Source organism: Pseudochelatococcus sp., from assembly GCF_050946405.1.
GTDB lineage: Bacteria > Pseudomonadota > Alphaproteobacteria > Rhizobiales > Beijerinckiaceae > Pseudochelatococcus.
Window position 1 is genome coordinate 1 of the sequence record NZ_JBMNUS010000004.1, and the last position, 13,289, is coordinate 13,289.

13 protein-coding genes and 1 pseudogene are annotated in these 13,289 nt (G+C 61.1%); 8 read left to right on the forward strand and 6 right to left on the reverse strand.

Annotated elements, in window-relative coordinates; translation table 11 throughout:
• A pseudogene (locus tag ACOYJQ_RS07895) lies at positions 1–115 on the forward strand (IS5/IS1182 family transposase); the annotation flags it as partial.
• Positions 116–211: 96 nt separating this feature from the next.
• Here ACOYJQ_RS07895 and ACOYJQ_RS07900 read toward each other — a convergent pair.
• The 6 genes from ACOYJQ_RS07900 to ACOYJQ_RS07925 all read right to left on the reverse strand — a co-directional run bounded on the left by ACOYJQ_RS07900 (position 212) and on the right by ACOYJQ_RS07925 (position 5,103).
• Positions 212–940: an aspartate/glutamate racemase family protein gene (locus ACOYJQ_RS07900; protein ID WP_433457507.1), complete on the reverse strand. Its 729-nt coding sequence runs from the start codon at positions 938–940 to the stop codon at positions 212–214.
• Positions 941–954: 14 nt separating this feature from the next.
• Positions 955–1,620, reverse strand: a complete 666-nt coding sequence (locus ACOYJQ_RS07905; protein ID WP_433457508.1) for an amino acid ABC transporter permease — start codon at positions 1,618–1,620, stop codon at positions 955–957.
• A gap of 11 nt (positions 1,621–1,631) precedes the next feature.
• Positions 1,632–2,300 carry an amino acid ABC transporter permease gene (locus ACOYJQ_RS07910; RefSeq protein ID WP_433457509.1) on the reverse strand — a complete coding sequence of 223 codons (669 nt, stop codon included), beginning with the start codon at positions 2,298–2,300 and terminating at the stop codon, positions 1,632–1,634.
• A gap of 8 nt (positions 2,301–2,308) precedes the next feature.
• Positions 2,309–3,079 carry an amino acid ABC transporter ATP-binding protein gene (locus tag ACOYJQ_RS07915; protein WP_433457510.1) on the reverse strand — a complete coding sequence of 257 codons (771 nt, stop codon included), beginning with the start codon at positions 3,077–3,079 and terminating at the stop codon, positions 2,309–2,311.
• A gap of 92 nt (positions 3,080–3,171) precedes the next feature.
• Positions 3,172–3,933: a substrate-binding periplasmic protein gene (locus tag ACOYJQ_RS07920; protein ID WP_433457511.1), complete on the reverse strand. Its 762-nt coding sequence runs from the start codon at positions 3,931–3,933 to the stop codon at positions 3,172–3,174.
• A gap of 267 nt (positions 3,934–4,200) precedes the next feature.
• On the reverse strand, positions 4,201–5,103 hold the full coding sequence (locus ACOYJQ_RS07925) for a LysR substrate-binding domain-containing protein (RefSeq protein ID WP_433457512.1): 903 nt from the start codon (positions 5,101–5,103) through the stop codon (positions 4,201–4,203).
• Between the two features lie 116 nt (positions 5,104–5,219).
• Here ACOYJQ_RS07925 and ACOYJQ_RS07930 point away from each other — a divergent pair, with 116 nt between their 5' ends.
• From ACOYJQ_RS07930 to ACOYJQ_RS07960, 7 genes are all read left to right on the forward strand, one after another.
• The gene (locus ACOYJQ_RS07930) at positions 5,220–6,503 is read left to right on the forward strand and encodes an NAD(P)/FAD-dependent oxidoreductase (protein WP_433457513.1); all 1,284 of its coding nucleotides are present in this window, start codon (positions 5,220–5,222) and stop codon (positions 6,501–6,503) included.
• 365 nt (positions 6,504–6,868) lie between these two features.
• Positions 6,869–7,075 carry a ParD-like family protein gene (locus tag ACOYJQ_RS07935; RefSeq protein WP_433457514.1) on the forward strand — a complete coding sequence of 69 codons (207 nt, stop codon included), beginning with the start codon at positions 6,869–6,871 and terminating at the stop codon, positions 7,073–7,075.
• Between the two features lie 32 nt (positions 7,076–7,107).
• Positions 7,108–7,518: a hypothetical protein gene (locus tag ACOYJQ_RS07940; protein ID WP_433457515.1), complete on the forward strand. Its 411-nt coding sequence runs from the start codon at positions 7,108–7,110 to the stop codon at positions 7,516–7,518.
• Between the two features lie 574 nt (positions 7,519–8,092).
• Complete coding sequence (locus tag ACOYJQ_RS07945) at positions 8,093–8,602, forward strand: RNA polymerase sigma factor (protein WP_433457842.1); 510 nt, start codon at positions 8,093–8,095, stop codon at positions 8,600–8,602.
• A gap of 125 nt (positions 8,603–8,727) precedes the next feature.
• Positions 8,728–9,741 carry a FecR family protein gene (locus tag ACOYJQ_RS07950; RefSeq protein ID WP_433457516.1) on the forward strand — a complete coding sequence of 338 codons (1,014 nt, stop codon included), beginning with the start codon at positions 8,728–8,730 and terminating at the stop codon, positions 9,739–9,741.
• Between the two features lie 114 nt (positions 9,742–9,855).
• Positions 9,856–12,336: a TonB-dependent siderophore receptor gene (locus ACOYJQ_RS07955; RefSeq protein ID WP_433457517.1), complete on the forward strand. Its 2,481-nt coding sequence runs from the start codon at positions 9,856–9,858 to the stop codon at positions 12,334–12,336.
• Between the two features lie 23 nt (positions 12,337–12,359).
• A complete protein-coding gene (locus tag ACOYJQ_RS07960; RefSeq protein WP_433457518.1) occupies positions 12,360–13,289 on the forward strand; it encodes an ABC transporter substrate-binding protein in 930 nt (309 codons plus the stop codon).

Sequence of the window (13,289 nt, forward strand, 5' to 3'; positions counted from 1 at the left end):
CATGTTCTGCCGCCTCAAGGATTTCAGGCGCATCGCAACCAGATACGACAAGCTGGCCAGAAACTATCTCGCTTCTCTATGCCTCGCGGCGCTCGTCACATGCTGGTTGCGTTGAGTCTCGACCCTAACATATCGGAACCGTTATGACGTTGGCGGAATCAGACTGACTTGATGCCGGAGCGGAATGAACTTTCAACCGGGAGGAAGCGTCTTACATCGCGCCCCGATAATCCCGCGCCACCACGGCGCGTTCGACGCTGGCGATCATGGTGTTGAAGTCGAAGACGGGAAGCCCGGTGACGCGCTGCACCGCCTGCGCATAGGGCGGCAGATCGGAGCATTCCAGCAGGATCGCGCCGATGTCGGGATGGCGCTCGACCAGGGCGGAGGCCACCGCGCAAGCTTCCTGCTCGATCAGCGCGGAATCGAGCGTGCCCTTTTCTTCGAGGATCGCGCTGCGGAACTCCGGCTGTTGCTCCATGCCCGCGATATGGACAGGGGTTTCGGCGGCGATGCCGCAGGCGCGAAAATGAGCCGTCGTCAGCCTTTCGGCATTGGCGGTGATCACGCCGGCGGGACGGCCGGTAATCTGCACCATGAAGGGTATTTGCAGAAGCGACGACAGAAAGACCGGGATCTCCAGCGCCGACGCCACCTCCTGCTGGAAGATTGCCATGAACCCGCAGGCGCCGGTCACCGCCTTGACGCCGCGGGCCTGTAAGGCCAGCGCGCCCTTGATGAAAGGCGTGACCAGCGACGGATCGGACTGGTTGAGCAGCCTGTCGATCGAGGCGCCCTCCACCTCATGATAACGCACCGGGAAGGGATAGCTCGTCGCGTTGCCGACATTCCCCGGAATGCAGGGATAGGCTGCATCGAGGATCAGGATGCCGATGCTCTCACCATACCAGGACTGCGTCTTGCGGCCGGTCTTGTACATGAAAAACCTCGATGTCAGATTGCGAACCGCCGGAGAATGCGCTTCTCGAGCCACGTCACCACGCGCGTCAGGGGAAAGGCGACGATGAAATAGATCAGCGCGACCATCGTGAAGACCTCGACCGGGCGTCCCGTGCGGTTCGAGATCGTGGTGCCGACGAACATCAGTTCCGCCATGCCGATGGCCGAGACGAGCGAACTTTCCTTGAAAATGCCGACCCCGTTCGACAGCAGCACGGGAATCGAACGCAGGGCGGCCTGTGGCAAGACGACATGGATCGTGCGCGTCCAGGGGCTGAGGCCGAGGGCGTGGCAAGCCTGGTACTGGTCGCGACTGACGGATTTCATGCCGGCGCGGAACGTCTCGGACATGATCGCGCCGCCATAAAGCGCGAGACACGCCACGGCCGCGGTGAAGTTCGATAGATCCGTGCCAAGAAAGATCGGCATGCAGTAGAAGATCCAGAAAATCTGGATCAGCAGCGGCGTGCCGCGGAAGAATTCGACGTAAACCGCCGCCAGCCAGCGGACGGGCGCGAAGGGCGCGCCCCGCAACAGCGCCAGCACGAAGCCCCACACGACCCCGAAGGCGAAGGCGATCAGCGTCAGTTCCAGCGTCACGCCGAGGCCCAGCAGAAAAGCTTCCCAGTAGCGGGCAAGGAACGAGAAATTGATGTTCATGGCGCAGTTCCTCAGGCCCGCGCGGTATCGAGACGGTGCTCGATCCAGGCTGCGATGCGCGAAACGGGGAAAGCGATGGCAAAATAGATCAGCGCGACGACCGTGTAGGTTTCGATCGGCCGGTAAGTCTGGGTTGCCACCTGCTTGCCGACATACATCAGGTCGGTGAGCGCCACGAGCGCGACCAGCGCCGATTGCTGGAACAGCGTGATCCCGTTGGTGATCAGGACTGGCAACGCGGCGCGGAAGGCATGCGGAAAGACCACATAACGGATGCGCTGCATCGGCGAGAAACCGAGCGCGACACCGGCATCGACCTGCTCGCGCGGCACGGACTGGATGGCGGCGCGATAGGCTTCGGCATTGAAGCAGGCAAGATTCAGCCCCAGCGCCAGAATGCCCATCGGCAACGGCTCGATGTAGATGCCGAAAAGGATCGGCACGCAGTAAAAAAACCACAGGATCTGCACCAGAACCGGCGTGCAGCGGAAGAACTCGATCAGCAGCATGAAGGGCACCCGCACGAGCCGGTACTTCGACAGAACCAGCAGCGCGATCCCGAAACCCAGCGTCAGGGCGATGACATTGGCGATCGCCGTCAACTGGACTGTGACTTGCAGCCCTTCCAGCAACTGCGGCCATGCCTGTTGCACATAGTGAAACTGGAATTGATAATTCATGACGCGCCTCAGGTCTTGATATGGAAGACGCGCTCGATGAACTCCCGCGTGCGGGGATTCACCGGATCGCCGAGAACCTGCTCGGGCGGGCCGTCCTCCACCACCACGCCGCCGGCGCAGAAAATGACGCGGCTGGCGATGTTCCTGGCGAACCACATGTCATGAGTCACCAGCATCATCGGCATCCGCTGCTCGGCAAGCTCCAGCATCAGTTGCTCCACCTCGGCCACCAGTTCCGGGTCGAGGGCCGATGTCACCTCGTCGAACAGCATGAGCTTGGGGTCGAGCATCAGCGCGCGGGCAATCGCCACGCGCTGTTTCTGGCCGCCCGAGAGCTGGCTGGGATAGTTCTGCGCCTTCTGGTCGAGGCCCAGCCGCTTGAGGAACTGCATCGCCTTGTCGCGCGCATCCGATGTCGCCATGCCGCGCGTCTTGATCGCCGCCAGCGTCAGGTTGCCCAGGATCGTCAGATGCGGGAACAGCGTATAGTGCTGGAACACCATGCCGACCTGCTTGCGCAGCGCAACGTCGATCTTCGTGCATCCGGGACGAGGATCGCCCGTGATGTAGCGCCTGCCGAGCAGGTCGATCTCGCCCCGGGCAATGTCCTCGAGCCCCATCATGATCCGCAGGAGCGTGGATTTGCCGCCTCCCGAAGGCCCGATGACCACCAGCCGATCGCCCGGCCGCATGTCGAAATCGATGCCCGACAGCACCTTGAGGGTACCGTAGTTCTTGTGAACGTCTCTCATCTGCACGAGAGGCTGGACTGCGTTCATCGCTTGCTCCGGCGTGCGCGCTCCGGCTCCCCGTCCGTTCAGGGACGGGGGCAGGCGCTCAAGATCGCATTCTGGGAATGGAGTGGGAGAACTTACTTGTTCTCTTCGAGAATCTTCTGCACGGCTGTCTTGAGCAATTCGTCGATCTTGCCGGTCGCGCGAAGCTCTTCCAGGAAGATGTTCAGCGATTGCATGTCCTGGAAGGACATCGAGCGATGGACACCGAAGCCCATGCCCTGGCGCGAGACGGCGGGCTCGGGAACGATGTGGGTAGCCCAATCCTTGTTCGATGCGACATAAACGAGGTTGGAATCGATCGGATCGGCCAGCACGTCGCCGCGCCCGGACATCAGCGCAAGGCGCGATTCGTCGCCGGAAGGCAGGCGCAGGATCTTCGCCTTCTTCGCGAGGGCGGTGACGGCGCGGTCCATGTAGGTGCCGGAGGTCACGATGACGGTGGCGCCGTCAACGTCGAAATCCGCGAAACCGGTGGGTTTGGCGGGAAATTTGTTGTTGCCGACGCGGAAGGCGAGAGAAATCTGGTCGGCGATCGCGGCCTCGGAAAATCCGACCGCCAACGCCCGCTGCGGCGTATGGTTGAGCGCCAGCGCCAGATCCCAGCGGCCGGCTTGCAGGCCCGCCACGATATTGTCCCACGTCGTGTCCACGAACTGGGCGCGGACACCCAGCACGTTCTCCGCATAGAGGCGGCACAGGTCTGCGAAAAGGCCCGAATATTCCTTGGTCAGCGGATCGAAGCTGACGAACGGCGGATAAACGGCGGCGCCGCAGCGCAGGACGCCGGACTTCTGCACCCGCTCCCAACTCGCGGCGTCCTGCGCGGCGGCTGGCATGGCGAAACCTGTCGCAAGACCTGCGGCGACCAGAATGCCGGCACAAAACTTCCCGATGCCAAATTTCCCGATAATCGACATGTCTCACCCTCTGCGTTATGCGGCCCCGTGCGCGGAATATCCGGCGGCGCCCGTCTTGATTGGCCCGGCCCGATGGATCGACAACGGGGCGATGCGTGCGCTCGAAAGTGGAGGATGATGCCTATGCTTGAGTATCAAGGAATGCGTCTGACTTGATGACCGCAGGGAATGAACGCGCCGGAACGATCACCTGTAGGCGGCGGTTTCCGCGAGCAGCCAGTCGCGGAACAGGAGCAGCGGCCCGTGGGAGGCGCGCTCTTCCGGCCAGCACAAATAATACGCCTCACCGCTTTGAAACGGCAGCGGCAGCGCCTCGACCATCCCGCCGCTCTCAAGTTCGCTCTCGCACAGAAAATCGGGGACGAGAGCGATGCCGAGCCCGGCGACGGCGGCGGCCAGCAGGTTGCTGAACTGGTCGAACAACATGCCATGCACCGCCCGGTCGTCGACGCCGTTGGCGCTCAGCCACCGCTCCCATGCGTCCGGGCGCGTGGTCAGGTGCAACAGGGGCGCGCGACGCAGGTCCGCCGCCCTGCGGAAGCCGTAGCGCGCCGCGAGCCCGGGCGAGCATACGGGGATCATGGTTTCCGTGCGCAGAAGAACCATCTCGATTCCCGGCCAATAGGGCGTGCCGAAGTAAATGGCCGCGTCGATGACATCCTGCTTGAAATCGAATTGGCTCAGGCGGCTGAGCATGTTCAGCATGACATCGGGGTAGCGACTCACGAACGCCGGCAGCCGGGGTGTCAGCCAGCGGGCGCCGAAGGTCGGCGGCACGGCAAGCGTCAGCGCTCCGCCGCCGGGATGGGCCCGCAGATTGAGCGATGCGTTCGAGATCTTCTGCAACGCATCGCGGATTTCCCGCGCGTAGGTCTGCCCGCCCAGGGTCAGCCGGATTTTCTGCTTCTCCCGAATGAAAAGCTCGACCCCCAATTGCCCCTCAAGCGCCTTGATCTGCCGCGACACGGCGGATTGCGTCAGGGAAAGCTCTATCGCGGCCTGCGTGATGGAACCGGTTCGCGCGGCGGCCTCGAATGCCGCCAACAGCGGCAGCGAAGGCAGAAAACGGCGGGGGGCGCGGATGGGCATTCCGGTTCGGTATGAGATCGTGAATAACGCTCGTTATCCTAGCGTGCCGATCTGCCGGAAGAAAGCTGCATAATCATTGCGCCCTCCCGAAAGTGGCGCCCTTGCCAGAGGTGACCATGCTGAACGATCCCCGCTCTCACGGCCTGTGGGAAAAGAGCGCTCCGGCCGCGCCGGCAACGACCACACTCGAAGCCGACATTTCAACTGATGTGGCCGTGATCGGTGCCGGCTACACGGGCCTGTCGACCGCGCTGCATCTGGGTGAGCGCGGAACAGGCTCCATCGTGCTGGAGGCTGTCGAGATCGGATTCGGCGGCGCGGGACGCAATGTCGGGCTGGTCAATGCCGGAATGTGGGTGATGCCCGAGGAACTCATCACCACCCTCGGCGACGATTACGGCAACCGCCTGATCGACTTGCTGGGCGATGGCCCAAGCATCGTCTGGGAGATCGTGCGGCGTTACGACATTGCCTGCGAGGCCAACCCGGTCGGCACGCTGCATGCCGGGGTCGGGCACAAGGGCTTCGCCGAACTCGCCGAGCGCGCGCGGCAATGGCAGACGCGCGGCGCCTCGGTGGAGTTGCTCGGCAAGGCCGACGCGGCCGCCATGCTGGGCACGAGCTTCTACGAAGGCGCGCTGCTCGACCGCCGGGCCGGCACCATCCAGCCGCTCGCCTATGCCCGGGGGTTGGCCCGCGCCGCGCAACTGCGGGGCGCGCGGATATTCACCCAATCCCCGGCAATCGGGCTCGAACGCGATGGCAGTGGCTGGCGCATCCGCACCCCGCGCGGCTCCGTCCTCGCGCGTCAGGTGGTTTTCGCCACCGATGCCTATACGCGGCATCTGATGGAGGATATCGCACACGAGCAGGTCATGCTGCCCTATTTCAATCTGGCGACGCCGCCGCTGTCCGACAACGTCGCCCGCTCCATCCTGCCCGGCCGCCAAGGGGTTTGGGACACCAAGGAAGTGCTGCTGTCCTTCCGCTTCGATGCCGCGAACCGGCTGGTTTTCGGCTCCGTGGGGGCGCTGCGCAACACCGGTGTGAGCATCCACCGCGACTGGGCGAAGAGGACGATGCGAATGCTCTTTCCGCAGATCGGCGACGTCCATTTCGAGCATGAGTGGTATGGCCAGATCGGCATGACCTCGGACAACCTGCCGCGCTTCCATCGGCTCGATGAGGGCGTCTACACGGTCTGCGGTTACAACGGACGCGGGATTGCGCCGGGCACCGTCTTCGGCCGCATCCTCGCCTCCCTGCTTATGGGAGAGATTGACGAGCGCGCGTTGCCGCTGCCGGTCGTCGCGCCCTCGCCCGTTACCGGGCGCGGCCTCCGCTCGGCGTTCTATGAGGCGGGCGCCCAGCTCGTGCATCTTGCGGAAGCGCGTATCTGATCCCGGCGTCCTTCTTACCCGATGCATTGATAGAAACGGAAACCCGGAGCCCGTCGCCATCGGGCGGGTCATGGGCAGCCGTAGCGAAAGCCGAACCGTGCCCGTGAGATTCCGAATGTCAATCGGTAGAAGCGAGGCTTTATGCCCGTGCCTGGCGGTCCGCGTGGCCAAGGCTAAAGCATTTCGACATTTCGTTGAAACGTCGAAATGCTTCAGGATTTTGATTTTACGCGTTTTCTTCACGCAAACCGGTATCCGCTTTGCTTGAAAACGCTTTATCCCACGGGTGTGACCTCGCCCGCCATTGACCGGAAACCATATGGTCTATATACGATTCATATGGTCGCTCCAGGTGGAGACGTTGGATGGGCATTGTGAAGATTGATGACAAGCTGCACGAGGAAGCTCGTCGGGCCAGTGCGGTTATGTGCCGGTCCATCAACGCGCAGGCTGAGTTCTGGATGAAGATCGGGATGCTCGCGGAAGCTAATCCCACGATGGCTTTTAACGATATCGTCAAGGCGCAGCTTGTCGAAGCAAACGTCCGCCTCGCAGAGATCGCTGCGGCCTGAATAAGCAAACTCGATTATGAGCCAGGACGAACATGACCTTTCATGAGGAAATCGCGGAGTTCTTTGCCGGATATGTCAATGCGTTCGCCCGCAGCGATGCCGATGCGGTCAGCGAATTATGGGATACGGTTGGGCTGTTCCCGTCGCCGGCCGGCAACTTCGCTATGGAGAGGCGGGCGTTTCGCGGCCATTGCGTGACGCTGATGGATTTCTACCGACAGCAAGGCGTCGTCCGGCCCGAGGGAGAACTGCTTTCCGCGACCGAACTATTTCCGAACGTCGCGCAGGCTCGCGTGGCATATCGGATGTGCGGCGAAGGCGGCGGACTCGTTGCCGAGTGGGAGCATGTCTACATTCTGCGCCGCAGCGACCATTGGCGGGTGTCACTGACGATCGCTGATGGCGAGATGGCGGCATGGACGGCAAAAGGCGCGCAACTCTGACCTGCGGGGAACGTCCCTTCGTCGCGGGCTGGCGGGCAAGATGCCGCGCCAACCGCAACGCCCCGGCCAATCCCATCGGGATACGGGCTGCGCAACGTGACCGCTGTTCTTGCCCCATTCGGCGGCAGGCCATACCTTCGGCCAAAACTGCGGCGGCACGTCGGCAGCCACCGCCTCGCCCGTCAGCACCTGCCGATTATCAGGGACCGGCCTTTCGAGCACGAATGGAAGCAGGTTTCTAGATTCATTCTAATTCATTGCAGTTGCAAGTCAATTTCCATCTGCTACTGAATGATCGACCGCCTGCGAGGTGGGTGACGCGAGAGCGTTTTTCTAATCGGGCGGTATCGGCTGATCGATCGGAATTCGCCGCAAATTGAATAGTCGCAGAGGTTTTTTCCGATTCCGCGAACTCGGAAAAACCTCCCGTGTGGATGTGCGCCGACCTTGGGAACCGAACGAGCAAAAAGTGCCGCATGGGCCGTGACCGTCCGTTTTTCCTCCGGCCGGACGCCTGCATGCGCCTTTCTGCGCTCGCACCCTGGAACAGCGCTGGAGGGGTAGCCGATTGGACGTGGCCCTGACCGACATCTTCCTGAAAACCCGCAAATCCCTGATGTGGAGCGTGATGCGGATCGTCCGCGATCCGCAGGCGGCGGAGGATGTCACGCAGGAGACTTACATGCGGGCGCAGAAGGTGATCGAAGCCCGGCCGATCGAGCATATCGAAGGTCTGCTCTATCAGACGGCGCGCAACCTCGCGCTTGATCACCAGCGCCGCAAAAAGGTCCGGGACAAGTACGAAGCCGGAGATATCGCAAAAGAAGATATTGAGAAAATCGCTCTGGATGCGCCCTCCGCCGAGGATGGCCTGATGGAGCGCCAGCGCCAGGCCCTGTATGAGGAGGCGCTGCGGGACCTGCCGATCCGTGCCCGAACGGCCTGGGCTCTGTCGCAGCTCGAGGGCTGGACATATGCCCGGATCGCCGGGCATCTAGGCGTGTCCCGTAATACAGTTTATAACGACATCAAACTTGTGATGGGGCACTGCCGGGATGCGCTTGCCCGCATCGAACAGGGTTGATGTTCGCCAAGGGTTCGAATCGGGCTGCTGTCAGAAACCGGGACGAGGGGAATTTTGTGATAACGGGATTCGTCAAACGTCTCATGAGTAAGAGCGTCCGAGCGAGCGAATGGCGGATGGCCTGAGTGGGACAGAAGCGGGCAGATGATTCCCGGTCTGATGGAGACTACAGACATCCAGACCCGGTAACGGACGAGGCGCTCGACTGGTTTCTGCGCCTTCGGGAAGATCACGATCCCGAAACGGCGACCGCGTTCGAGCGCTGGCGTCAGGCGGATCCGGCGCGGGCGGAGGCGTTCGGCAAGCTGTCGCGCATGCACGCGATGCCTTCCCTGCACAAGGCGACGCTTCGCGATGCGAAGCTTATTGGCCTTGGCGAGCGGGCTCCTGTCGCTTCCGTTCCCGCGCAACAAGGATCCGGCCGATGGATCTCGGGAATCGCCGCTGTCGCCGCCATGCTGCTGATTGCCGTAGGGTGGCAGCAGGCGCCTGCCCTCCTGCTGCAATGGCGCTCGGATTATCGGACGACGGCCGGCGAACGCGACACCGTTAGCCTGCCCGACGGTTCAACCGTTACGTTGAACACCGCTACCGCGCTCGCCATCGATTTCGTGGACGGCCGCCGCCGCATCTCGCTTCTGGCGGGCGAAGCCTTTTTTGAGGTCCGACACGATCCTTCACACCCTTTCGTCGTGGCCGGGCGCTTCTCCGAGGTCGAGGTGAAGGGAACCGCCTTCGCCGTCAGCACCGACAGCGAGGGAGATGTCGTCGTGCTTGAACGTGGCAGCGTCGAAGTGAGCGGCGAAGGCGACAGGACGAAGCATGCAATGCTGAAGCCGGGCGAGATGATTGTCGCGACCGCCTCCGGCCTCTCGCCCGTCCGCAATGCCGACCTCGACCGGACGCTCGCGTGGCGCGAGGGGCGGATCGTCTTCTATGACAGACCGTTCCGTCAGGCTCTCGGTGATCTTGAGCGCTACTATGACGGATCGGTCGTCGTGATGACGGATCGCGTGTCCGGCCGCACGGTGAGCGGCAACTATCGCATCGACGATGCGGAGGCCGCCATCCATACGCTCGCACGCTCGGCGGGGGCTTCCGTCACCCGCCTTCCGGGCGGCATTCTGATCTTGCGCTGAACGCCCGACTTTTTTTGTGACGCCGCCCTTCCCTCCGCGTCCTTGTTCATGAGGGCGGAATTTTCGCGCTGTGCGCCGGTAGCCCTCGAAGGTGGATTTTGAGGGTCAGGCGACATGATTGAACAGGGGATGGCGGGCGACAACGGCGGTTCGGTTGCCCTGAAGAACGCAACAATGAAGCGCCGCCTGGCGGTCCTGCTTCTTGGCTCGACGATACTCTGTTGCGGCGCTCTGCTGTCTTCCCCGCAAGCATATGCCCAGACGCAGCAAGCCGGTCAGGCGATGCCGTTCTCCATCCCGGCGCAGGCGCTTTCCGCCGCCGTCGATGCCTTCAGCCGCGCGACGGGCTGGCAGGTCGGGTATTCATCGCAGCTTGCACGCTCAATCAGGACGCGCCCCGTTTCCGGCACGATGACACCCGCGCAGGCGCTGGAGACGATGCTCGCCGGCACCGGCGTTCATATCAGCACCACCGGCCCCACAAGCGCGGCTTTGGTGAGCCGGGCGCAGGTTTCAGACGGAGCCGTCGGCGAAGACGGGTCGCTGGTGCTGGATCCGATCACCGTGCAGGGACAACAGGAAGGGCCGTTCGGGCTGGAAAACGGCTTCATCGCCGAACGCGCCCGCACGACAAGCAAGATCGATTTGCCGATTGTGGAGACGCCATTCGATGTTTCCGTTGTGACACGCAAGCAACTCGATACGTTGAAGCCGCAGACAACGAAACAGATCTTCAATTACTCACCCGGCGTTATCGTGGGCGCGAGTTCCATTGACCGCCGTGATGAAACCGGTGGAATTCTGGTTCGAGGATTTACGGCGCGACCTCTATTCGATGGATTGAGGATTGGATCCAGCGGTTTCATGTCGAAGTCGGTCATCGACCCCTATCTGCTGGAGCGCGCTGAAATATTCAGCGGTCCGGCATCCTTTGTGGCAGGAGACACTCCTCCGGGCGGAACAGTCGGATTCATCTCGAAACGTCCGACAAAAGACCCTGTTCGTGAGGTCAGCATCGGCACCGGCAGTTACGGACGCCTGCACGGCGCGTTCGACTTTGGAGGCAGCATCGACGATGACGGCCATTTTCTCTATCGTCTGACGGCTGTTGGGCTCAACAGCGGCACCCAGGTCGACGACGTCAAGGACCGGCGCATCGCCGTCGCGCCCGCCTTTACGTGGAATCCTACCGAAGACACCCGTTTGACCCTCCTGGGATCTTACCATTACGATCCGGCAAAATCCTCCCAGACCAACCTGCCGTTGATCGGCACCCTGCTGCCTTCGGTAAGGGGCTACATTCCCACTGATTTCTACGGCGGGGAGACCTATGTCGACACCTTCAGCAAGGAGCAGGTGCTCCTTGGATATGAGCTGGAGCACCGTTTCAATGAAACATTTTCATTCAGACAAAACTTGAAATACAACAACATAAAGGGTGAGAATTATTATATTTATACATGGCAATGGACGGATGGCGCGCAGGAAAAATTGAGCAGGGATTTCTATGCGACAAAAGAAAAGCTATGGTCAATTTCCATAGATAACCAGCTCAAGATGAAATTCAATACATGGTCAGCGGAACATTCCGTCATCGTTGGCCTTGATCATGTTCATTCAGACTCTTTCCGCAAATGGGCCACGGGTACGGGAAACCCGATAAGTCCCTGGAATCCGCAGTATGGGGCATATAACTTCTACGGTGTAAGCTACAAGACAAGCGCGGACTCAAATTTCGAGCGCACCGGTATTTACTTGCAGGACGTAGTGAGTGTCGACAAGTGGAGATTGATCGGAGGTGTTCGAAAGGATTGGGCCGATACTTATTCTGTGAGGCACACGACTGGCGTGGTGAGTGAGCAAAAAGACGATGCGGTTACCTGGCGCGCGGGCGCTGCCTATGTATTTGACAGCGGGATTACACCTTACGCCAACTATGCCACCTCGTTTGAGCCGCTTGCCGGAACCAATATTTACGGTGAAACTTTTACCCCTATGACCGGGGAGCAGTTCGAGGTTGGCGTCAAGTACCAGCCTCCGGGCATGGAGAGTTTCGTCCAGCTTTCCGCTTTCGATGTCGCTTATCAGAACTATCCGGTCTCCGATCCCGGCATGCCGGGCAACACGGTTCAGATCGGCGAGGTTCGCTTGCGTGGAGTCACGCCGAGTATAACGGTAAGCCTGCCCAACAAGCTGAATTTTACGGCTAACTATACGTACCAGGCCGCGGAGCTGGACGAGGACAAGGGAATGACGTGGGAAGTTCCCGAGCATAGCGCTTCCGCATGGCTCGACTATACGTTCTCCGAAGGCCAGATACTGACGGGTCTTACGATTGGTGCAGGTATCAGGTATATCGGGCAGAAAGAATTATACAGCAAGTTCGCATCCAGAATACCATCGACGACGCTCGTAGACCTGGCTCTGAAGTATGATTTTGGAATGGCCAGACGAGAACTGTCGGGATTGGAAGCGAGCCTGAACGTCAGCAATCTCTTCGACAAGGTATTCGTCGATAGCTGTAACTCGACCAGCAATGTCTGCTGGTATGGAGACCGGCGGGCCATCAACGCTCAACTGACATATCGTTGGTAGAAAAGACCGGTCCGCAACGAACAATGTCCGAGCTGAACGAAATCCTGAATCGTCGCATGGCGTTCAAGCGGGCAGTCGGCGCCTGCACCTTGTCACTGCACGCCCTCTTTTCAACCCGGAACGGCTTGGCAAAAATTGTTCCGGGGGAGCGGATAGCCGTTTTCGATACCGAGACGGTATCGATGCTGCTGTCAATCGGGATAACGCCCATGGCAATGCTCGGCAAAGAGAAATATCGCCAGAGATCCGAGTTCCCCGCACTCCCGGAAAGCATCATCAGCCTGGGCACCAAAGACGTCAATTTCGAACTGCTGGACCAGTTGCGGCCGACATTGATCATTCTGAACGAAGGTCAGGCCGGATACCCGTTCGGTCATGTCGGGGCGAGTTTCAGGGGAATCGCGCCATTCTATGTCTCCCGTTCCTATCGCATGGATTCCCGCACGCTCGTGGGCATGCGCGCCGAGTTCCTGCAACTCGCCGATCTGGTCGACCGGCGGGAAACGGCGGAGCGTCTGCTCGCCGGTTTCGACGCGGCTATCCGGGCGACCCGGAACAAGCTCTCCCGGCATGAAAACCGCCCGGTTTTTCTGTTCAGCTTCATCGATCACTGGACCATCCAGATTTTCTGCGAAAGCGGGACCCAGCATGAAATTCTGGAACTGATCGGTCTTGAAAACGCTTACAAGCGGCGCGGGCGTTATGGATACGTGCATACCGGCATCGACGCATTGGCGGCGGTTCCCGAAGCGCAACTCGTCGTTATCGGCCCCATCCCGTCCGCCGCCCGCAAGGTCATGACGTCGAATCCGCTCTGGAAGGCGCTGCCGGCGGTCAAGGAGAAGCGGTTGGTCGAGCTTCCGCCGCTGTCAAGGTTCGGCTCCGTGCCGGTCGTGACAAGGCTCGTCGCGCTGCTCGGCGAGCGCCTGCCGGCCGGGCGGGAAGCGGGCTGA